The 23,296-nt window shown below is 54.8% G+C and carries 30 protein-coding genes; 12 read left to right on the top strand and 18 right to left on the bottom strand.

Going from position 1 to position 23,296, the window contains the following annotated elements:
* Positions 1 to 58: 58 nt before the first annotated feature.
* Complete coding sequence (locus EGO56_RS10370) at positions 59 to 1,069, top strand: apurinic/apyrimidinic endonuclease family protein (RefSeq protein ID WP_013357742.1); 1,011 nt, start codon at positions 59 to 61, stop codon at positions 1,067 to 1,069.
* Here the strand turns inward: EGO56_RS10370 and EGO56_RS10365 are convergent.
* The 4 genes from EGO56_RS10365 to EGO56_RS10355 all read right to left on the bottom strand — a co-directional run bounded on the left by EGO56_RS10365 (position 1,062) and on the right by EGO56_RS10355 (position 3,386).
* Complete coding sequence (locus EGO56_RS10365; RefSeq protein WP_135908952.1) at positions 1,062 to 1,925, bottom strand: glucose 1-dehydrogenase; 864 nt, start codon at positions 1,923 to 1,925, stop codon at positions 1,062 to 1,064. The genes EGO56_RS10370 and EGO56_RS10365 overlap by 8 nt on opposite strands.
* A gap of 65 nt (positions 1,926 to 1,990) precedes the next feature.
* Positions 1,991 to 2,722 (bottom strand): manganese catalase family protein, encoded by a 732-nt coding sequence (locus tag EGO56_RS10360; RefSeq protein ID WP_337692680.1) that lies wholly within the window; start codon positions 2,720 to 2,722, stop codon positions 1,991 to 1,993.
* Positions 2,723 to 2,734: 12 nt separating this feature from the next.
* The gene (locus tag EGO56_RS22650; RefSeq protein ID WP_337692679.1) at positions 2,735 to 2,839 is read right to left on the bottom strand and encodes a manganese catalase family protein; all 105 of its coding nucleotides are present in this window, start codon (positions 2,837 to 2,839) and stop codon (positions 2,735 to 2,737) included.
* Positions 2,840 to 3,128: 289 nt separating this feature from the next.
* Positions 3,129 to 3,386 (bottom strand): biofilm development regulator YmgB/AriR family protein, encoded by a 258-nt coding sequence (locus tag EGO56_RS10355; RefSeq protein WP_013357745.1) that lies wholly within the window; start codon positions 3,384 to 3,386, stop codon positions 3,129 to 3,131.
* A gap of 552 nt (positions 3,387 to 3,938) precedes the next feature.
* Here EGO56_RS10355 and EGO56_RS10350 point away from each other — a divergent pair.
* Positions 3,939 to 4,163 (top strand): hypothetical protein, encoded by a 225-nt coding sequence (locus EGO56_RS10350; RefSeq protein WP_033732545.1) that lies wholly within the window; start codon positions 3,939 to 3,941, stop codon positions 4,161 to 4,163.
* 85 nt (positions 4,164 to 4,248) lie between these two features.
* Here the strand turns inward: EGO56_RS10350 and EGO56_RS10345 are convergent, their stop codons facing one another.
* Positions 4,249 to 4,500 carry a hypothetical protein gene (locus tag EGO56_RS10345; protein WP_033732547.1) on the bottom strand — a complete coding sequence of 84 codons (252 nt, stop codon included), beginning with the start codon at positions 4,498 to 4,500 and terminating at the stop codon, positions 4,249 to 4,251.
* Between the two features lie 337 nt (positions 4,501 to 4,837).
* On the opposite strand from EGO56_RS10345, the gene umuD reads away from it, so the two are divergent.
* From umuD to EGO56_RS10320, 5 genes are all read left to right on the top strand, one after another.
* Complete coding sequence (gene umuD, locus EGO56_RS10340) at positions 4,838 to 5,257, top strand: translesion error-prone DNA polymerase V autoproteolytic subunit (protein WP_013357748.1); 420 nt, start codon at positions 4,838 to 4,840, stop codon at positions 5,255 to 5,257.
* Between the two features lie 2 nt (positions 5,258 to 5,259).
* Positions 5,260 to 6,528 (top strand): translesion error-prone DNA polymerase V subunit UmuC, encoded by a 1,269-nt coding sequence (gene umuC / locus EGO56_RS10335; RefSeq protein ID WP_135908950.1) that lies wholly within the window; start codon positions 5,260 to 5,262, stop codon positions 6,526 to 6,528.
* Between the two features lie 150 nt (positions 6,529 to 6,678).
* Positions 6,679 to 6,954: a hypothetical protein gene (locus tag EGO56_RS10330; protein ID WP_135908948.1), complete on the top strand. Its 276-nt coding sequence runs from the start codon at positions 6,679 to 6,681 to the stop codon at positions 6,952 to 6,954.
* Between the two features lie 197 nt (positions 6,955 to 7,151).
* On the top strand, positions 7,152 to 7,766 hold the full coding sequence (locus EGO56_RS10325) for a TetR/AcrR family transcriptional regulator (protein WP_135908947.1): 615 nt from the start codon (positions 7,152 to 7,154) through the stop codon (positions 7,764 to 7,766).
* A gap of 148 nt (positions 7,767 to 7,914) precedes the next feature.
* Complete coding sequence (locus EGO56_RS10320) at positions 7,915 to 8,055, top strand: hypothetical protein (RefSeq protein WP_238348963.1); 141 nt, start codon at positions 7,915 to 7,917, stop codon at positions 8,053 to 8,055.
* A gap of 30 nt (positions 8,056 to 8,085) precedes the next feature.
* Here the strand turns inward: EGO56_RS10320 and ycgZ are convergent, their stop codons facing one another.
* The 5 genes from ycgZ to EGO56_RS10295 form a co-directional block, all read right to left on the bottom strand.
* Positions 8,086 to 8,325: a regulatory protein YcgZ gene (gene ycgZ, locus EGO56_RS10315; RefSeq protein ID WP_013357752.1), complete on the bottom strand. Its 240-nt coding sequence runs from the start codon at positions 8,323 to 8,325 to the stop codon at positions 8,086 to 8,088.
* A gap of 219 nt (positions 8,326 to 8,544) precedes the next feature.
* Positions 8,545 to 8,817 (bottom strand): hypothetical protein, encoded by a 273-nt coding sequence (locus EGO56_RS10310; RefSeq protein ID WP_135908945.1) that lies wholly within the window; start codon positions 8,815 to 8,817, stop codon positions 8,545 to 8,547.
* 420 nt (positions 8,818 to 9,237) lie between these two features.
* Positions 9,238 to 9,468 (bottom strand): YgdI/YgdR family lipoprotein, encoded by a 231-nt coding sequence (locus tag EGO56_RS10305; protein WP_010245445.1) that lies wholly within the window; start codon positions 9,466 to 9,468, stop codon positions 9,238 to 9,240.
* 15 nt (positions 9,469 to 9,483) lie between these two features.
* Entirely contained in the window at positions 9,484 to 9,717 is a 234-nt protein-coding gene (locus EGO56_RS10300) for a YgdI/YgdR family lipoprotein (protein WP_010245442.1), read from the bottom strand.
* 369 nt (positions 9,718 to 10,086) lie between these two features.
* The gene (locus EGO56_RS10295) at positions 10,087 to 10,290 is read right to left on the bottom strand and encodes a hypothetical protein (protein ID WP_013357757.1); all 204 of its coding nucleotides are present in this window, start codon (positions 10,288 to 10,290) and stop codon (positions 10,087 to 10,089) included.
* Between the two features lie 189 nt (positions 10,291 to 10,479).
* On the opposite strand from EGO56_RS10295, the gene EGO56_RS10290 reads away from it, so the two are divergent.
* The 4 genes from EGO56_RS10290 to pdxY all read left to right on the top strand — a co-directional run bounded on the left by EGO56_RS10290 (position 10,480) and on the right by pdxY (position 13,808).
* The gene (locus tag EGO56_RS10290) at positions 10,480 to 10,794 is read left to right on the top strand and encodes an MliC family protein (protein ID WP_135908943.1); all 315 of its coding nucleotides are present in this window, start codon (positions 10,480 to 10,482) and stop codon (positions 10,792 to 10,794) included.
* A 25-nt stretch (positions 10,795 to 10,819) separates the two neighbouring features.
* Positions 10,820 to 11,476: a pyridoxamine 5'-phosphate oxidase gene (gene pdxH / locus EGO56_RS10285; protein WP_135908941.1), complete on the top strand. Its 657-nt coding sequence runs from the start codon at positions 10,820 to 10,822 to the stop codon at positions 11,474 to 11,476.
* A 140-nt stretch (positions 11,477 to 11,616) separates the two neighbouring features.
* Entirely contained in the window at positions 11,617 to 12,891 is a 1,275-nt protein-coding gene (tyrS, locus tag EGO56_RS10280) for a tyrosine--tRNA ligase (RefSeq protein WP_033732557.1), read from the top strand.
* A gap of 56 nt (positions 12,892 to 12,947) precedes the next feature.
* Positions 12,948 to 13,808: a pyridoxal kinase PdxY gene (gene pdxY / locus EGO56_RS10275; RefSeq protein ID WP_061062385.1), complete on the top strand. Its 861-nt coding sequence runs from the start codon at positions 12,948 to 12,950 to the stop codon at positions 13,806 to 13,808.
* Between the two features lie 32 nt (positions 13,809 to 13,840).
* Here pdxY and gstA read toward each other — a convergent pair whose 3' ends face one another.
* Positions 13,841 to 14,446, bottom strand: a complete 606-nt coding sequence (gene gstA, locus EGO56_RS10270; RefSeq protein WP_135908939.1) for a glutathione transferase GstA — start codon at positions 14,444 to 14,446, stop codon at positions 13,841 to 13,843.
* Positions 14,447 to 14,608: 162 nt separating this feature from the next.
* Positions 14,609 to 16,090 (bottom strand): dipeptide/tripeptide permease DtpA, encoded by a 1,482-nt coding sequence (dtpA, locus tag EGO56_RS10265; RefSeq protein WP_033782990.1) that lies wholly within the window; start codon positions 16,088 to 16,090, stop codon positions 14,609 to 14,611.
* Positions 16,091 to 16,770: 680 nt separating this feature from the next.
* On the opposite strand from dtpA, the gene EGO56_RS10260 reads away from it, so the two are divergent.
* Positions 16,771 to 17,466, top strand: coding sequence for a CTP synthase C-terminal region-related (seleno)protein (locus EGO56_RS10260; RefSeq protein ID WP_135908937.1), 696 nt, complete (start codon positions 16,771 to 16,773; stop codon positions 17,464 to 17,466).
* Between the two features lie 40 nt (positions 17,467 to 17,506).
* Here the strand turns inward: EGO56_RS10260 and EGO56_RS10255 are convergent, their stop codons facing one another.
* From EGO56_RS10255 to rsxG, 6 genes are all read right to left on the bottom strand, one after another.
* Positions 17,507 to 18,850, bottom strand: coding sequence for an enolase C-terminal domain-like protein (locus tag EGO56_RS10255; protein ID WP_135908935.1), 1,344 nt, complete (start codon positions 18,848 to 18,850; stop codon positions 17,507 to 17,509).
* The gene (locus EGO56_RS10250; protein WP_135908933.1) at positions 18,828 to 20,171 is read right to left on the bottom strand and encodes an MFS transporter; all 1,344 of its coding nucleotides are present in this window, start codon (positions 20,169 to 20,171) and stop codon (positions 18,828 to 18,830) included. Before EGO56_RS10250 ends, EGO56_RS10255 begins: the two co-directional genes overlap by 23 nt.
* Before the next feature lie 240 nt (positions 20,172 to 20,411).
* Positions 20,412 to 21,131: an HPP family protein gene (locus EGO56_RS10245; RefSeq protein WP_135908932.1), complete on the bottom strand. Its 720-nt coding sequence runs from the start codon at positions 21,129 to 21,131 to the stop codon at positions 20,412 to 20,414.
* A 204-nt stretch (positions 21,132 to 21,335) separates the two neighbouring features.
* Entirely contained in the window at positions 21,336 to 21,968 is a 633-nt protein-coding gene (gene nth, locus EGO56_RS10240; RefSeq protein WP_135908930.1) for an endonuclease III, read from the bottom strand.
* The gene (locus EGO56_RS10235) at positions 21,965 to 22,669 is read right to left on the bottom strand and encodes an electron transport complex subunit E (RefSeq protein WP_135908928.1); all 705 of its coding nucleotides are present in this window, start codon (positions 22,667 to 22,669) and stop codon (positions 21,965 to 21,967) included. The genes nth and EGO56_RS10235 overlap by 4 nt, the downstream gene beginning before the upstream one ends.
* Positions 22,662 to 23,294: an electron transport complex subunit RsxG gene (gene rsxG, locus EGO56_RS10230; protein ID WP_135908926.1), complete on the bottom strand. Its 633-nt coding sequence runs from the start codon at positions 23,292 to 23,294 to the stop codon at positions 22,662 to 22,664. The genes EGO56_RS10235 and rsxG overlap by 8 nt, the downstream gene beginning before the upstream one ends.
* Between the last annotated feature and the right edge of the window lie 2 nt (positions 23,295 to 23,296).

Here is a 23,296-nt window from a genome sequence, read left to right as displayed (position 1 = left end):
GACTGGCTGGTCGCCAGAGGCCTGTTACACTTCTGATAAGCATTAATCAGGAGCAGTCATGAAATTAGGCTTTGCATGTAAGTATCTCAATAGCGATGGCAAACAGTTTTTCCCGTTTCGCGCGACCACCCGTAAACGATTTCTGAGTTTACCGCACGCTGAACGTCATCAGCTGGTTCATGAGATCACCGTTACTAATCTCAATAACCTCTATCTGACGCTTGAGCATCTGGCCACCTTACCGCCGCCGCTGCGAATGATGCGTATCGGCAGCGATCTGTTGCCACTTTACACGGTGCCCGAAGCGACGCCGCTGTTTGCGGAATTCCTGCCTGAGCTCTATCCGCTGTTTGCCCGCTGTGGCGAGCTGGCACGGGCACATGATATCCGGCTCTCCTTCCATCCGGGACAATATACCGTGCTGGCTTCCGATAATCCCGATGTGGTGGTGCGCGCACTGGAGGATGTGGAGTATCACACGCTCTGCGCCTGTCTGATGGGCTACGGTAAGACCTTCCAGGATTTTAAAATCAACATTCATATGAACGGTAAGGCGGGGTTCGACGGCTTTAAGCAGTCGTTTAATCAGCTCAGCCCGGAGGCGCGGCTGATGCTGACGGTGGAGAATGATGAGATCTCCTGCTCGCTGGATGATGTGCTGCAGGCGGCCCCCCTCTGTCCGGTTGTGCTGGATATCCACCATCACTGGGTGAAAGAGAGCGAGTTTATTCAGCCGGATGACGCGCGTGTGGCCAGGGTAATCGACTCCTGGCGCGGCGTGCGACCGGTGCTTCACTATTCGATTTCGCAGGAGGGGATTATTCCGCAGGAGGGCTGGCCCGATCAGCAGCAGCTGGGCGTGAGCAAAAGCAAACTGCGGGCGCACTCTGACTTCTTCTTCAATCCGACGCTGAATGGGTGGGCGCTGTCGTTTCAGGCTTTCGACATCATGTGCGAAGTGAAAATGAAAAATCTGGCGCGGGAACCGCTCTGGCAGTGGGGCGTCGCGCAGAAGCTGCTAAAGGATCCCCTGGCCGAAGGGGCCAGGGAATCGGCGGACGTTAAATAATCGCGACGCCGCCCGTAACGGCGATGGTCGCCCCGGAAATGTAGCTGGCTTCATCACTGGCCAGCATCACATAGGTGGGTGCCAGCTCAGCAGGCTGACCGGCACGCTGCAGCGGTACTTCACTGCCAAAGTTTTTCACCTGTTCAACCGGCATGGTCGACGGGATCAGCGGTGTCCAGATGGGACCGGGTGCGACCGCATTGGCACGGATGCCTTTCTCCGCCAGCAGGGCTGCCAGGCCGCCGGAGAAGTTAACGATGGCGGCTTTAGTCGCGGAATAGGCGAGCAGTTTCGGTTTCGGCTGGTCAGCATTGATCGAGGCCGTATTAATGATCGACCCGCCTGCAGGCATATGTTTTGTGGCCGCTTTGGTGATGTAAAACATCGCGTACAAATTAGTCTTCATCGTCCGATCAAACTCGTCGTCGCCGATCTCATCCAGCGATTCGCGCGTCATCTGATACGCCGCGTTATTCACCACAATGTTAATTTCACCAAAGGCTTCAACGGCTTTATCGACCAGCGCGTTGCAGTGTGACGCATCGGTAATGTCACCGGGCACCAAAACCGCTTTCTGACCGGCGGCCTCAACCAGTCGGGCGGTATCCTGCGCATCCTCATGCTCATCAAGATAAGAGATCAGCACGTCAGCCCCTTCCCGGGCAAAAGCAATCGCCACGGCCCGGCCAATGCCGGAATCGCCGCCGGTAATAATCGCTTTTTTACCCGCCAGACGGCCTGAACCCTGATAACTCTCTTCACCATGATCGGGCTGTGGCTGCATCGCGGCGGTGCTGCCGGGCCACGTCTGCTGCTGCTCTTCGAAAGGGGGTTGTGGACGCTGAGTGGATGACATGACGTCTCCTCCATAAAAAAGATGGGAAAAACCTGTCAGGGCATCGATCCCTGACAGGCGGGTAATTAAGGTTTCGGTGGCGTAACGCCGTCAATCTGCTCTGACTGCGCACCGGAGCCGGGACGGGCATTGCCGAGCAGCGGCTCATCACCCAGAATCTCGGGCTGCTGTTTCGCGCTGAACTGACCATGACCATCGTAAGCCGGGCCACTGCTCCAGCGTCCTTCCGGCAGCGGTTTATCCAGCGAGGTATTCAGGCAGTAGTAAGAGTGCTCCTGCGCCTCATGTTCCTGCGGGAAACTGTTCGGGATCGGCAGTGACGCGTTCAGGCCACCCATCTCTTCGATTACCGCCAGCCACTGCTGCTGGTGCATGGTGTCACGGGCGATCAGGAAGGAGAGGAAATCCTTCATGCCTTTGTCTTCGGTCATGTTGTAGAGGCGGGTAGCCAGTACGCGGCCGGTGGCTTCTGCGGTGACGTTAGCCAGCATATCGGCCGCCACGTTGCCAGAGGCGTAGATGTGGCTCATGTCGAACGGCATGCCGTTGGCGTTCACCGGCATTGCCGCCAGACCGGAAGAGAGGATATGGCGCGGATTCATGCCGCCCAGAATTGCATTAACGACCGGATCTTTCGCTGACGCTTCCTGGTAAGAGAGCGGCGCGCCTTCAAGGTTCAGCGCTACGGCGTAGCCCAGCATTTCGATATGGCTCAGCTCTTCGGTGGCGGTCGAGATCAGCAGATCCCGAATCCGCGCATCGCCCCGCGCGCCCATCGCCTGGAAAAAGTATTGCATCGCTACACGAATCTAACCTTCGACGCCGCCGATTGCCTGCTGTAACAGCATGGCAAACTCTGGATCGGGCTTCTCTACACGAACCGGGAATTGAAGTTTTGATGAATGATGAAACATGATTATTTTCCTCGTCTGTGTTTGCAGTGGATGCAGAAAAAGCCTGGACACAGATATTGGATAAATAAAGCGAACCGAGAGCAATTAATCGCAATTTAAGGTGAAATAAGCGGCAAAAACGGTAAATAGTAGCGCTATATGTGGTCCGGCAGGGCAGGCAATGCGGGAGGTAAAAAAGAGGCGGGTGATGCAGTGCAGCAGCAATAAAAAAGCCCCTTTAAAAGGGGCCGATTCCGAAGTGGAAAAGCATCCGTGCTAATTCGCGTTCCGTCATAACAGACACAGGTTTTTAGCTTTCGCTGGTAGCCGTTGCACGCTGCAGAACATGTTCAAGAGCCTGACGGTAAATATCCTGCTTAACCACGTCGCGCTCGCTCTCCAGGTGGTGAATCAGGCCCAGCACGATGTCTTTATCGGAGACATGGGCTTTGGCTCGTGCGAGTTCAGCATGGACCGCGGCGATAACCTGTTTTTCAGTCGTCAGCGCTGTACCAGAGTTCATGAAGTAATCAGAAATCTGAGACTCTGTATTCATCGTTGTTTGCATGTCAGGCCTCATAAGAAATTGGGGGAGTATGCGTTGATTCAGATCCGGTAACCGGCTGACGCAAAAAAAATTGCATCTGAAGGTGGAAATCCACAACACCTTCAGATGCGGTGCAAAGCACCTTTCGTTACAAGTGATTTAACATCACGAGATAAAGTTATACAAGAATGGCAAAGTTGTACAATAAAATTTGACAAAAGATCACTGGTCAGAGGTGTTGAGGGGCAGGCAGACAACGGAAGTGTGTCGGGTTTTCAGTCTTTATCTGAGTTAATTCAGGGTGTTAAAGGATTTTTTTCGCAGGATGATAGCGGCCGCTGGTGCGTAACGCCTCTCTTTTTCCGCCGTGCGAAAACGATACAATAGCCATTCAGCCAGACATTTCAGCCAAAAACCTGTACAGGCCGTACAGGTTTTTGGCGCAGGAAAAACGGACAACGCAATACGACTGCTGCAATCCTGTCCGCCTGACAGGTCATGCCACATAATTCACTTCCCACACCTGATGCAGAAGGCTAAGGTTGAGCCCTTATTCATCACAAGGAAATGATCATGGTTCACGACTATTTTGCGATTCCGCCTGCGGGCGTGACTCAGGAACAACATAAACGTTCAGTGGCTGTAGCAGCGGCGCTGTCAGTGGCAAAGGAGTCCGTCAGCGCTTCAACGTCAGCAACCGGCTCAAAAGCCTCCTGGGACCTGCAGGCCGTGGCGAATGAAATTGGTAATCTGGCCGATGCGATTCAGGATGCGCTGGAGAGTGATAGCCAGGCGTAAACCCTAACCCGGGGACGGGGCAGGTCAGGGGATGGCAGTGTTCAGGAGCCGGTAACGTCCGGTGAGCGGACGCTGCCGGAAAGTCCTATTCCATTGCGGGTGGCTCATATTTAATATACTGGCGCAGGGCGTCATGGATTGCCTGATTGTTGCCTTCCTCCAGACCGCGTTCGGCATATTCTTTTGCCAGGGCGGCCAGCACATCGTCAAACTTCCCTTTGTAGTTGAGATTATTCAGCGCAATTTGCTGACCGAGTATCGCTTTTAATACCGTGGTCTCAACCGTTAACTGCGCAACTGCCTCTTCCAGATGTTTAATTCGATCGTTGTCTGCCATAACCCCTCCAGGCCTTAAAAAAGGCAGAATAACCAGCCCGCGTTGAATATTCAAACCTCAGCGAATGCCACAGAGTCGTTGTCAGATTTTCCTTAAGTAAAAATAATCAGCGGGTGAATTTATAAGATTAGTTACTGAAAGAAAAAAACGCTGATATTCCCGTACTGCGGCAAAAGTAACCCGTTTCTGCTTACTCTCACAGCAGTGAGAAAAAAGAGGGGTAAAAAAGTGCATTACCATCAACTCCTTTGCCTAAAAATGTTCCGTGTCACTTGATTAAATGGGGGATTAGCTATTACTGTATTTATATACAGTAATCTGAGAAAGGAGTGAAATTGTGGAATTCATTAAACCTGCGGACATTCGCGCCGTTATGCCTTTACCGCTTTATATCGAACGTGTGCCGTGTGGATTTCCCTCCCCGGCGCAGGATTATGTCGAACAACGTATCGATCTCAATGCGCTGATGGTGCAGCATCCCAGCGCCACCTATTTTGTTCGCGTCAGCGGCGAGTCGATGATTGAGGCGGGCATTAACGATGGTGACATGCTGGTGGTCGACAGCTCGCTCACCGCCTCACACGGCGATATCGTGGTAGCCGCCGTCGACGGTGAATTTACCGTTAAACGTCTTCAGCTTCATCCCTGCCTGCAACTGATGCCGATGAATACCAAATTTAAACCGATCGCTATCCAGACTGAAGATGCGCTGGAGGTGTTTGGTGTTGTGACCTTTGTTATTAAATCGACGCACTGACCATGTTCGCGCTGGTCGATGTGAACTGCTTTTATGCGTCGTGTGAAACCGTTTTCCGGCCGGATCTGAAAGGCAAACCGGTGGTGGTGCTGTCCAACAATGACGGCTGTGTGATTGCGCGCAGCGCCGAGGCAAAGAAAGCCGGCATTAAAATGGGCGCGCCCTATTTTAAAATGCGCGAAGAGCTGACGCGTCACGCGGTACAGGTCTTCAGCTCAAATTATGCGCTCTATGCCGACATGAGCCATCGGGTGATGACCATCCTCGAAGAGATGGCCCCCTCGGTAGAAATCTACTCGATCGACGAGGCGTTTATGGATCTCACCGGCGTGCAGAACTGCATGGCGCTGGAGACTTTTGGCCGTCAGGTCAAAGAACGGATCCGCAAAGAGACCCATCTGACCGTCGGCGTCGGCATTGCACAGACCAAAACGCTGGCCAAGCTGGCGAATTTTGCGGCCAAAAAGTGGAGCAAAACCGGCGGCATTGTCGATCTGTCGGACCCCGAACGACAGAAAAAGCTGCTGGCACTGATCGATGTGGCTGACGTCTGGGGCGTGGGGCACCGGATCGGCAAACGGCTTAACGCCATGGGCGTTATGACGGCGAAAGATCTGGCCGATCAAAGCACCGAATCTATTCGCAAACAGTTCAGCGTGGTGATGGAGCGTACCGTCAGGGAACTGCGTGGCGAATCCTGCCTGGAACTGGAGTCAGTGACACCGGATAAGCAGCAAATCATGTGTTCGCGTTCGTTTGGCAGCCGCATCTCCGATTATGACCAGATGCGCGAAGCCGTCTGTGCCTATGCGGAGCGCGCGGCAGAGAAACTGCGTCGTGAGAACCAGTATTGCCGTCAGATAGGGGTATTTTTGCGCACCAGCCCGCACGCAACTGACGAACCCTTTTATGGCAATCAGTCCACCGGCCAGTTGCTGATCCCGACGCAGGACACCCGCGACATCATCAACGTTGCAATGGCGTGTCTGGATAACATCTGGATTAAGGGATATCGCTATATCAAGGCGGGCATCGTGCTGGGGGATTTTTTCAGTCAGGGCGTGGCCCAGCTTGATCTGTTTGATGAGCATCAGCCGCGCCGCAACAGCCAGGAGCTGATGCAGCTGATGGATAAAATTAACAAAACCGGCAGCGGAAAGCTGTGGTTTGCCGGGCAGGGGATCAACAAGGTCTGGGCGATGAAGCGCGAGATGCTGTCACCTGCCTATACCACACGGGTAGCGGATTTGCCGGTGGTGGCGGTTAAGTAGGCGCGGGTCCGGCCTCCTCTGTTGCTGACGTAGCAGCGTCTGTTAAAAGCTTTTTTTATCACGCGATTAAAGTGACTGGAAGTTATGCTTTGCCTGGCCCGATTGAGTAGTTTTTCATCGGGCATTTTAAAAAATAACCAGGTAAATATAATGGATTTCAGAGAGTTTGAAGCCGGAGTAATGCTCTGGCCTGCAATACATTTCACAGCAATCATTCAATCCCGCCACCACGACGACTATGAGATTTATGCGGTCGACGACAACAGCAATATCAAAACCCGACTCTTTTTATGCTTTGCTGACAATGAGAGCCACGCCAGCCTGCTTATTAAGCAGTTTATGTTATGGCTCATCAAAATAAACGCCCAGCAACGCAGGCAGCAACGGGCAGATCGCCGCAAAGAGACCGCGTTATTATCTGAATGAGTCGTGACCGGTTTGCCCTGTAACCTGTGTCGGGTTGCAGGGCACAACTGATTATTTCCCTTGATCATCAGGCGACAGAAACGGACATCCGTCAGTGTCAGGTCGCTGGCCGATCGCCGCTATCTATACTTGTTACCCGTGCCTGGGATAGAATCCGGGCTGATTCTGACAGGAACGTACCTCCCAGACCGGTAACAATGATCACGACAGCGACAGCGCATAAAAACAAAGAGCGGGGACGTCCCAGAGAGTTCGATATTGAACAGGCTCTGGATCACGCCATGATCGTTTTCCGCCAACAAGGGTATCACGCCACATCAATAAGCGATCTGGGTGAGGCGATGAACCTCTCCGCAGGGAGCATTTATAAGGCCTTTAAAGATAAGCGCTCGCTCTTTCTGCTGGTGTTTGAACGTTATCTGTTGCTTAGAAATACCGAGCTGCGCCGTCGTCTGGCACCCTGTATCAGCGGACGGGAAAAAATAACCGAGCTGTTGCAGTTCTATCTCGACTCGGCGCGTGCTATCGAAGGGCGGCGCGGCTGTCTGGTCGTCGCCAGCGCCATTGCGCTGCAGACGATGGATCAGGCGCTGGCGCAGCGTATTGATGAAGTAGTCCGGCGTAATCAGCGCTTCCTGGTCTCGCTGCTGGAGCTGGGGCAACGGGATGGTTCAATCGATAACACGCTGGACAGTGAAGCGGCAGCCGGTCTAATCCTCTGCATTGCATACGGTATGCGGGTGGCAGGCAAGGTCAGCGATGTGAGCAACGAACAGCAGACGCTGGCGCTGGCATTAAAAGTACTGGGGTAATCGTTACGGGGCGGGTCAATCAATAAACCGGCATTTCTCCGCCCGCGTTTTGTCGGACAGAGAAAGTCTGCAGTGCGCTTTTCCCGGCGCTGTTTATGTGCCAGGCTTTTACGTTTTATTCTGTAGCGTAATAATTAAGGCCTGCTTCGTGAAAACCTCAATCTTACTGACACTCGTAGCCGCTATTGGCTGCTCTGTTTTTGCTGCCCAGGGGGGATTTGAAACCCGCGCAGCGAAACATCCGCTGCAACAGCAGGTGACAGAAAGCGGGGAACCGCTGGCGCACTAACGGAAGTCGCTGGCAGAGAGCGTTTGCTGCTTAACGGCCAAACAGCAGGCTGATGAGAGCACGGTAGTGGCGCTCATCTTCCAGCGTAGACGCTGTTTCCAGCCGACGAAGAAGTTTGGTGCAGATCGCTTTACGGTTTACGTTCCCGCCCGCATGCAGAATTTCCACCACCACCTGGCCCAGCGTTTCCTGCTGTGAGGGCAGGCTTGCCGCATTAAAATAACGGGCAATATCGTCTGCCGTCCGCGGCAGTCTCTGGTTCGGGTACATGGGTAATTTCCTGTCAGGTGATGGAAAAACGATCGGTTCGCGGCAAAGTTATACAAAAAAAGCGAGCCTGTATAGCTATTTCAGCGCAGAAGAGGGAGTTTTTGTGCTATCTGCATAGCGTTCAGTGATAAACAGGAAAAATGCAAAAACTGGCGTGGTGCAGGGAAAGGCGGAAGGGCACCAGGCGAGGCCTGGCACCCTGAACCGACAGCGCCATCATTAACGATAATCTTTAAGGAAGACCGGCGCCTGTCCGGTCTCGACCAGCCAGTTTAATTCGGCGCGGTCGCGCGTTGAGGCCTCGATAAAGCCTTTGAGCCAGTTGCGTGCATCAGCAATCTGCGCGACGCGCTCATCGCTGCGTTCGTTTTCAGCCATTTCACTCAGCTGGCGAATCAGTGATACCAGGGTAATCTCCTGCTCTTCAAACGCCAGATTGATTGCGGCTTCACCAAGAATCCTATGACCGATTGTTTTATCATGGTAAACCATCAGCGACCTCCCGATTGAATAACGATATGAATAGTCTAGTTAAAGGCAATCCGGACTAAAAGATCGGAAACCGCCGATAAACGCGGTTTAAATTTTTAAAAATAAAATGAACCTTTAAGCGAAGCGATAAGTCTCTAATAAAAAACAATAAAAAAAGATGTCTGTTTTACGGGTAAAGCAGCGTGAGCTATTAAGCTGGTTAAAAAGGATAGTGGTTGCCTGAAATTCAGATAAGCAACAGGCAGGTGAATCGCGGTTATTGTTATGCTGCCTGCCATATTATTGCCAAAGCATAACGGATATTTCTGATTAGAATCGGCAGGTGTAAGGGAAATTCAGTCGTGCCACATGCCGTGCTAAGCGCAGGCAAAAATAAAGCCGCCCGTGGGCGGCTTTATTAACTGGACGAGCGTGCCCGGTTTATTTCTTCGGTACTTCAGAGACCGCTTTAACGTCCGCTTTATTAATCTGTTGCTTCACGCCATTGGCGTCAGTGTAGGCCAGCAGGCCAGCATCTGACTCAGAAGGCTTGCCATCACTAATAATGGTGCGTCCATCGTTAGTCTGAATCGCATAACTGGTACGGGTGCAGCCGGTTAATACGGTCATACCAATCAATGCGGCGAGAGGTAAAATCAGCGCTTTTTTCATCTTATTCACCTTATATTAGTTGTCGAGTTCACTCATATTACTGATCTCATTGCGATTGATCTGCTCAGTTTTTCCTGTCTGAGCATCGCGATAAGAAACCAGGCCAGTATCTGAATCGATCTGCGGTTTACCATCAGTGACAATAGTGCGGCCATCAGTGGTCTTAATCGACTGATTCGAGGCGCAGCCTGCCAGCGTACCTAAAGAAAGCGCCAGCAAAGCAATGGCTGACAGGGATTTCATTTTCATTTTTTTCAACTCCATGAAGTATAACCAGACGTTTACAGCATAGACGGCTTTATAGAGTTTGCTGGTCCTGTCACGCTTCGCTGCCGGTTTTTTAGACAAAAAAAGGGGGGTGTAGCGATTATTCTGGGGAATGACGGCAGGGAATAGCATTTATTGCAAATGTGCACGACTGTTTATGCCGTTTTAACAGCGGCATTACCGGGCCGGAATAAACGTGACGCCAATGCAGGAAATAAGCACAGCAGCCGGAACAGCTATTCTTTGTTAAAGCCAGAGTCGCGCTGGGGTAATCGTCTGTACCCGCGTTAACAGCTGATTATGTCCGCAGGCCCGATATCCTGATGACTATCGGGCCAGTAAGGAAAGGGATCAAAGAAGGGAGTCTTCGCCGGCTTTGGCTGCCGCTTTTTCCGCTTTCATGGCGCTGACCGGATCGGATGCGCTCAGCCAGCGGTCAAATTTCTGGTAGGTGTCGATAAAGGTTTTAAAGTAGCTGCTGGCGACGGTGGCATTCTCTTTGTGGTTCATAAACGCCACGGCCAGCTTAAATGCATCTTCGTTATCAAATTTCATGTTTGTTTTCCTCGCTTAAGATCTATAGAGCGTAGCCTGAGAACGCGGCCTGTGCATTCAGACAACCGCCTGAAAACGCGCAATAATTGAGGCTGCCTGACAGCATCCACCAGATTGGCGTGGATTCCCACTTACTTCGCGCCAAATCCTTCTTATAATGCCAGCTTCACTCGTGAAGGAGACCCGCTTATGTTGAAAGGATTAACCGTTGCCGCGGTGCTGCTGCTCTCGGGCTGTAGCCTGATGCATAAACAGCCACCGTCGCCGCAGACCCTGCACTATCGCTGCGGAACCCTGCCCCTGACCGTGACGCTGGATGAGGCGAAAGAGCAGGTGAGCTTCATTATGGATGGCCAGCCGCTGACGCTGAAGCAGACGGTATCCGCTTCCGGCGCACGCTACAGCGACAACAACTATGTGTTCTGGTCCAAAGGAAACGGCGCATTTATCGAACGTAACGATAAAATCGTCGTGAACGATTGTGAGCTGCAACCTGCCAGCTGACTCTTTATCTGAATAGGCGAGCATTATGAGCGACAGCGAAACGCTACACACCATTGCCCATCTGCGGCGCGAATATACCCGCGGCGGATTGCGTCGTAAGGATCTGCCGGATAATCCGATAGCCCTGTTTGAACAGTGGCTGAGCCAGGCGTGTGAAGCAAAACTGCCCGATCCCACGGCAATGACCGTGGCCACCGTGGATGAGCAGGGCCAGCCGTGGCAGCGCATCGTGCTGCTGAAACACTTCGATGCGCAGGGCATGGTGTTTTACACCAACCTTGGCAGCCGCAAGGCGCTGCAGCTGGCGCACAATCCGCGCATTTGCCTGCACTTCCCGTGGCACTACCTGGAGCGTCAGGTGATGGTACTGGGCGAAGTGGAGAAACTGTCGCCGCTGGAGGTGCTGAAATATTTCCACAGCCGTCCGCGCGACAGCCAGATTGGGGCCTGGGTGTCGAAGCAGTCGAGCCGGATTTCGGCCCGTGGCATTCTGGAAGGAAAGTTCCTTGAGCTTAAGCAGAAGTTCCAGCAGGGCGACGTGCCGCTGCCCAGCTTCTGGGGTGGCTACCGGGTGAAATTTCACACCGTGGAGTTCTGGCAGGGAGGCGAACATCGTCTGCACGATCGTTTCATCTATCAGCGCGATCACGACGGCTGGAAAATCGACCGTCTGGCACCCTGAATCTGCATGATTTCCCCCTATCAGCGCTGGCACAGAAGGCGTCAGCGCTTTATGCTATAGCCCTCATTTTTTTCGATTCCGCAACTCAGCGGAAAGCTGTGTACCAGCATAGGTGCAGTCTGATCAATTTGGAGTCAGTAATGACCAGCAGTAACCTGATACAACAATTGCAGGAGAGGGGCCTTATCGCCCAGGTGACGGATGAAGACGCGTTAACAGAGAAACTGGCGCAGGGGCCAATTTCGCTCTATTGCGGCTTTGACCCCACTGCTGACAGCTTGCATTTGGGCCATCTGGTACCGCTGCTCTGCCTGAAGCGTTTTCAGGATGCCGGCCATCAGCCGGTGGCGCTGGTCGGGGGTGCAACCGGCCTGATTGGCGACCCGAGCTTTAAAGCCGCAGAGCGTAAACTTAATACCAGCGACACCGTCAACGAATGGGTTGAGAAGATCCGCCAGCAGGTGGCGCCATTCCTGGACTTCGATTGCGGCAGCAACAGCGCCATCGCCGCCAACAACTACGACTGGTTTGGCAGCATGAACGTGCTGACCTTCCTGCGGGATATCGGTAAACACTTCTCCGTTAACCAGATGATCAATAAAGAAGCGGTGAAGCAGCGTCTTAACCGTGACGATCAGGGTATCTCCTTTACCGAGTTTTCCTACAATCTGCTGCAGGGCTATGACTTTGCCTGCCTGAACGAGCGTCACGGCGTATCGCTGCAGATTGGCGGTTCCGATCAGTGGGGTAACATTACCTCCGGTATCGACCTGACCCGTCGTCTGCATCAGAACCAGGTGTTTGGCCTGACCGTTCCGCTGATCACTAAGTCTGACGGCACCAAATTCGGTAAAACTGAAGGTGGCGCAGTCTGGCTGGATGCGAAGAAAACCAGCCCGTACAAGTTCTATCAGTTCTGGATCAACACCGCGGATGCTGACGTCTATCGCTTCCTGAAGTTCTTCACTTTCCTGAGCATTGAAGAGATCAACGCGCTGGAAGAAGAGGACAAAAACAGCGGCACCGCGCCACGTGCGCAGTATGTACTGGCTGAGCAGGTAACGCGTCTGGTGCATGGCGAAGCGGGTCTGTCGGCGGCAAAACGTATTACGGCCAGCCTCTTCTCAGGCTCCGTAAGCGACATGACCGAAGCCGATTTTGAACAGCTGGCGCAGGATGGTATGCCCACTATCGTGCTGGGCGCTGACGACGATCTGCAGCAGGCGCTGGTGAAAGCTGAGCTGGTGCCGTCTCGCGGTCAGGCACGCACCATGATCGGCTCCAATGCCGTTTCTCTGAATGGTGAAAAGCAGTCTGATGCGGAATACCGCTTCAGCGACAGCGACAAACTGTTTAACCGCTTTACGCTGCTGCGTCGCGGCAAGAAACATTACTGCCTGATTAACTGGCAGTAAGATTTCAGGGCCGGTTTCCGGCCCTTTTTTATGGCAAGGCAGGACAGGGCAAACAAGTGAAAAATATTTTAGCGATTCAGTCGCACGTTGTTTTTGGTCACGCCGGTAACGCGGCGGCTGAGTTTCCGATGCGCCGCCTGGGGGCAAACGTCTGGCCGCTGAATACCGTGCAGTTTTCCAACCATACACAATATGGCCACTGGACCGGCACGGTGATGCCTGCAACGCATTTAACCGACATCGTTAAAGGTATTGCGGATATTGACCGCCTGAAGACCTGTGACGCGGTGCTGAGCGGCTATCTGGGTTCGGCAGAGCAGGGCGAGCAGATTCTGCAGATTGTTCGGCAGGTCAAAGCAGCTAACCCGAATGCCTGGTACTTCTGCGATCCGGTGATGGGTCACCCCGAGAAAGGCTGCATCGTGGCACCCGGCGTGGCGGAGTTTCACTGCAAAATGGCGATGCCGGCCAGCGACATTATCGCCCCGAATCTGCTTGAGCTGGAGATGCTGAGCGAACGCACCGTTACCGACGTCGACGCAGCAGTCGATGCGGCGCGGGCGCTGATTGCCCAGGGACCACGCGTGGTGCTGGTGAAGCACCTGGCGCGCGCCGGTCGTCGCAGCGATCGCTTTGAGATGCTGCTGGTAACGGCGGAAGACGCCTGGCACATCAGCCGTCCGCTGGTCGATTTTGGTGTGCGTCAGCCGGTCGGCGTGGGCGATCTCACCAGCGGTCTGCTGCTGGTGAATCTGCTGCACGGCAAATCATTGCAGGATGCGCTGGAGCACGTCACTGCGGCGGTCTATGAGGTGATGCTGAAAACCCATCAGATGGGCGAGTATGAGCTGCAGCTGGTGGCGGCCCAGGATGCCATTGCCAGTCCGACGCAGCATTTCGCGGCAGAAAAGCTGTAATGCAAAAGGGCCGGTTAACCGGCCCTGTTCACTCAGGCTAAGCCTTCCGCTTTCAGCGCCGCCTGCACCGCAGGACGTTCGGCAACGCGATCAAACCACGCCTCCAGCGCCGTAAAGCCGGACAGATCCAGTCCCAGCGCTTTTGCCCAGCGCGTCACCACAAACAGATACGCATCCGCCACGCTGAAATGCAGCCCCATCAGCCACTGTCTGTCGCGCAGTGACGCATCGACATAGCGGAATTTCGCTTCCAGCTGGCTGCGCGTCTGTGCTTTCACCTCATCGGAGTAACCGGGACGAAACAGCGGCCCAAAGCTTTTGTGCAGCTCGCTGCCGATGAAGCTGAGCCACTCCACGGTGTGATAACGCGTCAGGCTGCCGACCGGTGCCAGCAGATGGCGATCGGGCTTGAGATCTGCCAGGTACTGCACAATGGCAACACCTTCCGTCAGCACGGTGCCGTCGCTGAGCTGCAGCGCGGGCACCTGGCCTTTAGGGTTAATCTGGCGGAAATCATCGCCCCGTTCAGTGAGTTTTGTGGCCAGATCAACACTCACCTGCGTGAAGTCCAGCCCGCATTCGCGCATAACAATGTGGGGAGAAAGAGAGCAGGCTCCTGCTTTGCAAAACAGTTTCATGACCATGTACTCCTTGTTGCAATGGGATCACAGCATAGTAAAGGCTCAGGGTGGAATTACCAGTGATAAGGATCAGGGATCGATGAGGGGAAAGGGTCAGCAATAAAAAAAGCCGGGCAGAGCCCGGCTGATTCGTGTCACGGCAGCGATGACGCCTGCACGTTATTTTTTCGCGTCAGGATCCTGCGTCATACGGTTCAGCAACGGCGCCGTAATCAGCATCAGCAGAGCGATGACAGCGGTTACGATACCAATCTGCTGGAATACGCGGCTGTAGGTCGCCAGCGAAATCAGCGGGTCGGTCACGTTTTCAGGCACCGCCATCAGGTTGGCCACTTTACCGGCAATGACCGCCGCGCCTGCGGTGGTCAGGAACCAGGAGCCCATGATAAAGCCCATCAGACGCTGAGGCACCAGCTGCGCAACCATCGCCAGGCCGAGGCCGGAGATCATCAGTTCACCGATACTCTGCAGCGCATAACTCAGGATCAGCCAGTTAACAGAAACGATACCGGCATCGCTGGCAAACTTCGCGCCCACCGGCAGCACCAGGAACGCAGCGGAGCAGAGCACCATACCAAAGGCAAACTTATGCGGCATCGGCAGCTTATCGCCCAGCTTGTTGTAGAGCGCCGCCAGCAGCGGACTGGCCAGCATGATCCAGAACGGGTTCAGCGCCTGGAACTGCTCGGGCGCAAAGGTAATGCCGAGAATCGTGTGCTCAACGTTGCGGATAGCAAAGAAGTTGAGTGACGTTGGCATCTGCATATAGAGCACGAAGAACAGAATCGCTTCGACCATCAGCAGGAAGGCCACAATCATTTTACGGCGCGCTGCGCCCTGCAGTGCAAAGGCCTCTTTGGCAAACACCAGCACGATACCCAGCGCAATTACAGCCAGCACCAGGCGTGCAATGACCTGATGATGCAGCATCCAGTTCGCCAGTGCGATCAGCACTACAACGCCAACCAGCGTCATCAGCAGTTTTCCGACCTGCAGCGGTGCAAAGTCGGGCTTAGAACCGTAATCCTTAACCATGCGTTTGCAGAACAGGAAGTTAAAGAGGGTAATGATCAGACCGATAACGCACAGCGAGAAGGCAACGCTGTAACCATATTTCGCCGCTAACCACGGGGTGAGCATCATCGAAAACAGTGAACCGATGTTGATCGACATATAGAACATGGTGAAGGCACCATCGATACGCGGATCATCTTTGTCGTAGCAGGTGGAGAGCAGCGAAGAGGGGTTCGCTTTGAACAGTCCGCTGCCCACGGCGATGGTCGCCATACCGATATAGACGATGCTGACGTTATGACCGGAGAATGCTACCAGCGCATAACCCAGTGCCAGTACCAGCACGCCTAGCACAATCACACGTTTGGTGCCCAGCACTTTATCGCCGAGCCAGCCGCCAATGGCGACGAGTCCATAAACCAGCGCGCTGAATGAAGAGAACAGGGTGATGGAGTCTGATTCAGACAATCCCAGTTGCTTCACCAGGTAAACCGCCATAATGGCCTGCAGGCCATAGAAGCCAAAACGTTCCCATAACTCAATCGAGAAGATTAAGTAGAACGCCTTCGGCTGTTTAAACGCATTGAGACTGACAGCCTCATCAGTGTGTTTGTTTGCAGTTGACACATGTACCTCAGTTTTTTCATACCCTGTTTCGGGACAGCAATTAAGTCCGCGTCATGTGAGTTTTTCATGCGCGAGATTGTTATTAGAAGGGAAAAGCGGCGACTAATTTGGCTGATTACGGGCGACAGGGCAAGAATTTTCTGACAACCGGCCTGAGCTGATAATCCAGGGTTAAAAACCTTATAACAAACTGTTGATCAGATTTTAATATTGATGAAAAAGAGCATATCAGTATAAATCAACTGAATGCGAGCGAGGCGCTGGATGAATTTAACATTAACTGCTAATGGAGAATAATTCAGATGAAACGTTTGCCGCAGATTTTATCAGCAGCATTTACAGGAGGTTTCAGGCCATTATCCAGGCAATGTGACGAAAAAATAAACGTTAACGCGTCCCCTTTGGCGGCAAAGCATACAATTGCTGATCGAGAGCACAAACCCGCGATTTAATTCAGAAAGCAAAACAAGAAACCGATTGCGTTGCTGCGCAGGGAAGCTGAAAAGCCTGCCGGCAGCATAAACCGGCAAAAAGTTTCCGCAGAAGAAATGGGGAGCAGGCTCTGGTGAAGGGGTGATGGTCTCTGTACCGAGTGGCAGCATTATGACGCGGCGTTCAGGATGCTCGACTTGAAATTAACATTCCTGTAACCTCTCAATTTCCCCGAGAAGGATCTGTTTATGTCGTCCCCCCTGCGTTTATCTCTGGCTGGTGACTACCGCGCCGATGCGGTTGCCCATCAGGCCATTCCTCTTGCTATTGAACGTGCTGCCCGCTTGCTGAACATTACGGTTGAAGCTGAATGGATTGCCAGCGAAAAACTCGCTGAATCCGACCTCAGGCGCAGTGACGCGGTCTGGGTCGTGCCTGGCAGTCCCTACCATAATGATGAGGCCGTTTTTGACACCATTCGCTGGGCGCGGGAAAGCGGAAAGCCTTTCCTGGGGTCGTGCGGGGGATTCCAGTATGCGGTCATCGAGTATGCGCGCAATGTACTGGGCTGGCACGATGCGAGTCATGCCGAAACCGACACCGGCGGGCGCATGGTCATAGCCCCGCTGAGCTGCTCGCTGGTGGAGCAGCGCGGCGCGGTCAGGTTCGAACCCGGTTCACGTATTGCTGCGGCCTACGGCACGCTGGACAGCGATGAAGGCTATCACTGTAACTTTGGCGTCAACCCGGAATTCAGCGCGGCGCTGGGCGATAACACCCTGCGTATTACTGCCTGGGATGAAGCGGGGGACGTACGCGGTGTGGAGCTGCCGGATCATCCTTTCTTTGTTGCCACCCTGTTCCAGTCAGAACGCGCTGCGCTGCAGGAAAAAGAGTCTCCGCTGGTGATTGCCTGGATGCAGGCGGCGCTGGCGCAGCGCTAGAAAGTGGGCAGCCTGTGACACTGTCACAGGCTGCTGTTCTTCAGCGCAGCAGCGCCGGGCGTTTGGCGTTAAACGACCAGTTATCAATCAGAAACTGCATGCCTAGCGCATCGTTACGATTTTTATCCGGCAGCGAATTGTAGAGGGCATGTGCCGCTTCGACCCGTTCCATATTCAGGGTAATACCCAGCCCAGGCCCCTCTGGCAGTTCCAGATGCCCATCCCGAATCTGCGGCGCATGCTGCGTCAGCTGTTGTCCATCCTGCCAGATCCAGTGCGTATCAAAGGCCGTCAGACGATCGCCGGGTGCAGCCGCCCCCAGATGCGCCACCATCGCCAGAGACACATCAAAGTGGTTGTTTGAATGGCAGCCGGTGGTCAGCCCCCACTCCTGACAGAGCTGCGCCACGGTATGCGCACTGCGCATCGTCCAGAAGTGCGGATCGGCCAGCGGAATGTCGATAGCATTGAGCTGTAACGCATGCTGCAACTGTCGCCAGTCATTGGCGATCATATTGGTGGCGACCGGAATACCGGTGGCGCGTTTAAACTCGGCCAGCGTTTCCCGGCCGGAGTAGCCCTGTTCCGCGCCACAGGGATCTTCCAGATAGGGAATGCGGCCCGCCAGCTGTTTACCATAATAAATGGCTTCGTCCAGCGACCAGCTGGCGTTGGGGTCGACCGTGACGCGAGCCTGCGGAAAGCGTTGCAGCAGGGCGTTGACCGTCTCTACCTCTACTTCGCCGTGGTGTACGCCGCCCTTGAGTTTGAAGTCGCGGAAGCCATAGCGTTCCGCTGCGGCTTCAGCCAGCCGCACTACGCCTTGCGCATCCATCGCTTTTTCATGGCGCAGTTGCAGCCAGGCATCACCGCCAGACTGGCCTGTCTGATAGTTCATGCTGGTCAGGTTGCGGTCGGCGATATAGAACAGATAGCCGAGCACCGGCACCCGATCGCGCTGCCTGCCGCTGGCAAGTAATTCGGCAACCGGCAGATTCAGGTGCTGGCCCATCAAATCAAGTAGGGCCGCTTCAATCGCCGCGGTGGCGTTGTAGAACTTCTCCGGGTTCATCTGCGGAATGTGGATGTCATCGGTATGCGCGGTCTGCTGATGGCGTGCGTCACTGGCAAACAGCGTGGCGATCGTCGCATTCAGCCGCATCAGTTCGCTGCCCTCAATCTGCGATCGAAAACGTGCCAGCAGCGCCAGCGTCGAAGCGTGACAGGGACTTTCGCCAACGCCGGTACGGCCTGCGGAATCGGTCAGGATCACCAGGATGCGGGTAAAGTAGCAGTTATGCGCGCCACCAATGTTCAGCAGCATGCTGTCATACCCGGCGACCGGCACCACCCGCATTGTTTTAATGACTGGACTGTCTGACATGGTGATTCTCCATAGGATCAAGGGAAGGCGGGGATGGCCTGCGGCGCAGCAGCAGCCACAGCCCGGTCAGCAGCGAAACGCTGGTCAGCGCATAGAGGCCGCCGGTAGTGGAACCGGTCTTCATCTCCAGATAGCCAAACACCGTCGGTGCGAAGAAGCCGCCAAGATTGCCAACAGAATTCACCAGCGCAATGCCCGGTGCGACAATCGAGGCGGGCAGTTCTCCCTGCGGCATCGGCCAGAAAAAGGTGGCGCTGACTTTGGAGCCGATACAGGCCACGATCATCGCAAGGAATCCAAACCACGGGGAACCCAGCGTGGCCATAAAGGTGCCACAGGCGGCGACCAGCATGGCAACGCCCAGCGCTTTATCGAGTCTGTCACGGTGGCGGTCTGAAAAGCGGCTCAGCAGGTTGATGGCGATAATGGCGCACAGCCAGGGCACGGCGGTGAGAATCCCGATGCCAAAACTGCTGAATCCCTGAATGCGTTGAATAATCTGCGGCAGCCAGAACACCAGCGTATAACCGGTCATGGTCATGGTGAAGAAGATTGCGCAGAAGAACAGCAGGCTGCGATTGCGTAACAGCGACATTTTGCCCGGCTCGCGATTAAGCGCGTCACGCTGTGCCTCTTCACTGTTCAGCTGCTGCACCAGCGCCTGTTTCTCTGCATCACTCAGCCAGCGCGCATCAGCAGGACGCGATACCAGCACCCAGGCGGCGAGGATCCCGACCAGCACCGAGGCGCCGCCTTCAAGGAACATCACCCATTTCCAGCCCGCTATCCCCAGAAAGTTGTGCATCATCAGGATGGCACCCGTGATCGGACCGGAGAAGAGAAAGGCGCCAGCCGTGGCACTCAGGACCATCGCGGTAGCCCGGCCGCGCCAGGCATTCGGCACCCACTGACGGAAATAGAACAGCACGCCGGGAAAGAAGCCCGCTTCGGCGACGCCGAGTAAGAAGCGCAGCAGGTAAAACTGAATGGGTGAGGTGACGAATCCGGTCAGGACCACCACCAATCCCCAGGTAATCATGATGCGTGTCAGCCAGACGCGTGCGCCAAAGCGTTTCATCATCAGATTACTCGGCACTTCAAACAGCGCATAACCAATGAAAAAGAGGCCCGCACCCAGACCAAAGGCGGCGGCGCTGATCCCGGCATCGGTACGCAGTTCGGCTTTAATAAAGCCAATGTTGGCGCGGTCGATCTGATTAATGATCAGCATCACCACCAGCATCGGGATGATATGGGTGAAGAATTTTTTGATGGCGGAGGCGATCAGCTCATCGTGCTGCGGGGACAAGGCGCTATCCATCGTTCTTCCTCATAAGAAACGTAAAGAAGAGCAAAGTGTAGGGCGCTGAAAAGGCGGGCTCTATAGGCATCCGCCCAGGACCGGATGGGCGTCCGGCCTGGAGGGGTGTGTTATCAGGATGTTACCGGAAAGGCGAGGCGAAGCGGCTGAGCAAAACTGTGGCAGCGATCAACCTTGTGTGTGTCATTCGGCCACGCGGAGTGTGCCGGCAGAACGGGACGCGTCAACAGCAGGCAGGCTTCAGCCGCTAAACTGACGACGCTGGGCAATCTCTTCCGCACGCAGCAGCAGTGCCTGCAAATCATCTTCGTCAATATCCAGCAGTTCGCCGCCCTGTAAAGCCTGATGCAGATCGGCGCGCGTCAGCGGGACCGGCACGTCAACCGGCTCGGGTTTGACTTCTTCAGGGGCCAGCGGATGCGGATAGCGGCGACCGGCCAGATTGTTGAACAGCAGGGCCAGCAGAGCCAGCGTCAGTGAGTTGAGCAGAACTGGCGTCAGGACAAACTGATAACCCAGCTGCTGCACCGATGGCCCGCCCAGAATAGCGGTCAGCGCCACCGCGCCGCCCGGCGGATGCAGACAGCGCAGCTGGAACATCAGCAGGATCGCCACACAGGCCGCGACGCCGCAGGCGATGGCCGGATCGGGTATCAGCTGACTGACGGTGACGCCTGCCAGCGCTGACAGGCTGTTGCCGCCAACGATTGCCCACGGCTGCGCCAGCGGACTGGCAGGCAAACCAAAAAGCAGGACAGCTGATGCGCCAACCGGGGCGACAAACCAGAGGTTCAGTTCGCCCAGCATCCAGTGGCTCAGCAGGCTGGTCAGCACCAGGCCAATGCCCGCACCCAGTCCGGCGATCACCATATGCTTTTTACTCACTGCCAGCGGATGTGGCCAGAGCCGCGCCAGAAACAGGCGCAGGGGATACCTTCCAGCAGAAGGACTTTTCTTCATTACGTTACTCACCGTGTCATAACATTTTCTTATCGTCAGGGGCGGCGATTTTCCATCATCAACATCAATGTAACAACCCGACAAACTGTGCCGGTATTCCTTCGTGTCAGAAAGCGTGGTGAAAAGGGGGGATCGCGCAGAAGACGTCACGCAGCGGGCACAGGCAGACAATAAAAAACCCGCCGCAGCGGGTCAGTTATCAAATCACTCAACTTTGTCGGGATACTCGCAGAGGTCTTCAATCAGGCAGGAGCCGCAGCGCGGTTTGCGCGCCACGCAGGTGTAGCGGCCGTGCAGAATCAGCCAGTGGTGACAGTCAACCTTATAGGCAGCCGGAACCACCTTCAGCAGCTTCTGTTCCACCTCTTCCACATTCTTACCCGGCGCAAATTTCGTGCGGTTACTGACGCGAAAAATATGGGTATCAACGGCAATCGTCGGCCAGCCAAAGGCGGTATTGAGCACCACATTAGCGGTTTTACGGCCTACACCGGGCAGGGCTTCCAGCGCCGCACGATCTTCCGGCACTTCGCCGTTGTGCTGCTCCAGCAGAATGCGGCAGGTCTTAATCACATTTTCCGCTTTGCTGTTAAACAGGCCGATGGTTTTGATGTATTCCTTTACGCCATCCACGCCCAGCGCCAGCATCGCAGCGGGCGTGTTGGCCACCGGATAGAGCTTTGCGGTGGCCTTGTTCACGCTGACATCGGTCGCCTGCGCCGAGAGCAGTACCGCAATCAGCAGCTCAAACGGCGAGCTGAAGTTCAGCTCGGTGGTCGGATGCGGATTGTTCTGCTGCAGCCGGTGAAGGATTTCGGTGCGTTTGGTATGATTCACACAGGCTTCCCGACGGCGTTCTGAGGCGCAGCGGTTTCAGCCGCCTGAGCACTTAGCGCTGCACGCTGTTTCATTTTCTGATCGATCAGGTATTTGCACGCCAGCATCATGCCCAGGCCGATAAACGCGCCAGGCGGCAGCATGGCCAGCAGCATCGGTGAGTCGAAATGAACCACTTCGATACGCAGCGATTTCGCCCACGGGCCAAGCAGCTGATCGGCACCGTTAAACAGCGTGCCGCTGCCGATAATTTCGCGCAGCGAACCCAGCACCACCATGGCGCAGGTTGCGCCCATGCCGATGGCAAAGCCATCCAGCGCCGAGAGCGGGATGCTGCTTTTAGAGGCGACGGCTTCAGCACGGCCCACCACGATGCAGTTGGTCACGATCAGCGGGATAAAAATCCCCAGCGACTGATAAAGACCGTAGGCATAGGCGTTGATCAGCATCTGCACGCAGCTCACCACCGAGGCGATGATCATCACATAAATCGGGATACGGATTTCCGATGGGACCCAGCGGCGCGAGGCGGAAATAAAACTGTTGGTCAGGGTCAGCACCAGCGTGGTGGCAAGGCCTAAACCCAGCGCGTTAGTGGCGGTCGCGGTGACCGCCAGCAGCGGGCAGAGACCCAGCAGCTGCACCAGTGCCGAGTTGTTCTTCCACAATCCACCAACCAGCAGACTTTTAGCTTCACTCATTTGTGTCTCCACATGCCGGTAACGAAGAGAGTCTCTCCGGAAGCGTTTTCATCAACAGCGCGGTGCGTTTCGTCGCATTGACCACCGCGCGTGGGGTAATGGTGGCGCCGGTAAACTGATCGAAGTCACCGCCATCTTTTTTAACCGCAAAGGCTTTATCAGACGGACCCTGAACCACTTTGCCATTAAAGCTGTTGATCCAGTCAGAGATGCGCAGTTCGATCTTATCGCCCAGGCCAGGCGTTTCATGGTGTTCGATTACGCGCACGCCCAGTACTTTACCCTGGAAATCGGCACCGACCAGCATCTGTATCGCACCAGAATAGCCGTCAGGCGCCGTTGTCTCCAGTGCCGCCGCGACCGGTTTGCCACCTTTACGCGCCAGAAAGAGATGATGCGGCGCACTGTTACCCAGCGCTGTATCTGTGACAACGTAACAATCCTGCTGGATGTTGTTGTCATACAGCTCGACAGGCACCACCTGATCCAGCAGATTTTTCTGCTGTAACTGGGTCTGATGCTCTACCGTCGGTTTGGTGACCGTATTCACCACAGCGGTAGCGGCCGTGGTAATCGCGGCGAAAATCGCCAGCGTGACGCCATTTTTGCGAATCGTTTCCAGCATCG

It is taken from the genome of Pantoea vagans, assembly GCF_004792415.1.
Taxonomy (GTDB): Bacteria; Pseudomonadota; Gammaproteobacteria; order Enterobacterales; family Enterobacteriaceae; genus Pantoea; species Pantoea vagans.
This window is presented reverse-complemented; position numbering and strand designations above follow the sequence as displayed.

Excerpts from the sequence above, each read along its gene's own strand:
- EGO56_RS10370 (WP_013357742.1), top strand. The coding sequence starts at position 59 with ATGAAATTAGGCTTTGCATGTAAGTATCTCAATAGCGATGGCAAACAG.
- EGO56_RS10365 (WP_135908952.1), bottom strand. The coding sequence starts at position 1,925 with ATGTCATCCACTCAGCGTCCACAACCCCCTTTCGAAGAGCAGCAGCAG.
- EGO56_RS10360 (WP_337692680.1), bottom strand. The coding sequence starts at position 2,722 with ATGCAATACTTTTTCCAGGCGATGGGCGCGCGGGGCGATGCGCGGATT.
- EGO56_RS22650 (WP_337692679.1), bottom strand. The coding sequence starts at position 2,839 with ATGTTTCATCATTCATCAAAACTTCAATTCCCGGTTCGTGTAGAGAAG.
- EGO56_RS10355 (WP_013357745.1), bottom strand. The coding sequence starts at position 3,386 with ATGCAAACAACGATGAATACAGAGTCTCAGATTTCTGATTACTTCATG.
- EGO56_RS10350 (WP_033732545.1), top strand. The coding sequence starts at position 3,939 with ATGGTTCACGACTATTTTGCGATTCCGCCTGCGGGCGTGACTCAGGAA.
- EGO56_RS10345 (WP_033732547.1), bottom strand. The coding sequence starts at position 4,500 with ATGGCAGACAACGATCGAATTAAACATCTGGAAGAGGCAGTTGCGCAG.
- umuC (WP_135908950.1), top strand. The coding sequence starts at position 5,260 with ATGTTCGCGCTGGTCGATGTGAACTGCTTTTATGCGTCGTGTGAAACC.
- EGO56_RS10330 (WP_135908948.1), top strand. The coding sequence starts at position 6,679 with ATGGATTTCAGAGAGTTTGAAGCCGGAGTAATGCTCTGGCCTGCAATA.
- EGO56_RS10325 (WP_135908947.1), top strand. The coding sequence starts at position 7,152 with ATGATCACGACAGCGACAGCGCATAAAAACAAAGAGCGGGGACGTCCC.
- ycgZ (WP_013357752.1), bottom strand. The coding sequence starts at position 8,325 with ATGTACCCGAACCAGAGACTGCCGCGGACGGCAGACGATATTGCCCGT.
- EGO56_RS10310 (WP_135908945.1), bottom strand. The coding sequence starts at position 8,817 with ATGGTTTACCATGATAAAACAATCGGTCATAGGATTCTTGGTGAAGCC.
- EGO56_RS10305 (WP_010245445.1), bottom strand. The coding sequence starts at position 9,468 with ATGAAAAAAGCGCTGATTTTACCTCTCGCCGCATTGATTGGTATGACC.
- EGO56_RS10300 (WP_010245442.1), bottom strand. The coding sequence starts at position 9,717 with ATGAAAATGAAATCCCTGTCAGCCATTGCTTTGCTGGCGCTTTCTTTA.
- EGO56_RS10295 (WP_013357757.1), bottom strand. The coding sequence starts at position 10,290 with ATGAAATTTGATAACGAAGATGCATTTAAGCTGGCCGTGGCGTTTATG.
- EGO56_RS10290 (WP_135908943.1), top strand. The coding sequence starts at position 10,480 with ATGTTGAAAGGATTAACCGTTGCCGCGGTGCTGCTGCTCTCGGGCTGT.
- pdxH (WP_135908941.1), top strand. The coding sequence starts at position 10,820 with ATGAGCGACAGCGAAACGCTACACACCATTGCCCATCTGCGGCGCGAA.
- tyrS (WP_033732557.1), top strand. The coding sequence starts at position 11,617 with ATGACCAGCAGTAACCTGATACAACAATTGCAGGAGAGGGGCCTTATC.
- gstA (WP_135908939.1), bottom strand. The coding sequence starts at position 14,446 with ATGAAACTGTTTTGCAAAGCAGGAGCCTGCTCTCTTTCTCCCCACATT.
- EGO56_RS10260 (WP_135908937.1), top strand. The coding sequence starts at position 16,771 with ATGTCGTCCCCCCTGCGTTTATCTCTGGCTGGTGACTACCGCGCCGAT.
- EGO56_RS10255 (WP_135908935.1), bottom strand. The coding sequence starts at position 18,850 with ATGTCAGACAGTCCAGTCATTAAAACAATGCGGGTGGTGCCGGTCGCC.
- EGO56_RS10250 (WP_135908933.1), bottom strand. The coding sequence starts at position 20,171 with ATGGATAGCGCCTTGTCCCCGCAGCACGATGAGCTGATCGCCTCCGCC.
- EGO56_RS10245 (WP_135908932.1), bottom strand. The coding sequence starts at position 21,131 with ATGAAGAAAAGTCCTTCTGCTGGAAGGTATCCCCTGCGCCTGTTTCTG.
- EGO56_RS10235 (WP_135908928.1), bottom strand. The coding sequence starts at position 22,669 with ATGAGTGAAGCTAAAAGTCTGCTGGTTGGTGGATTGTGGAAGAACAAC.
- rsxG (WP_135908926.1), bottom strand. The coding sequence starts at position 23,294 with ATGCTGGAAACGATTCGCAAAAATGGCGTCACGCTGGCGATTTTCGCC.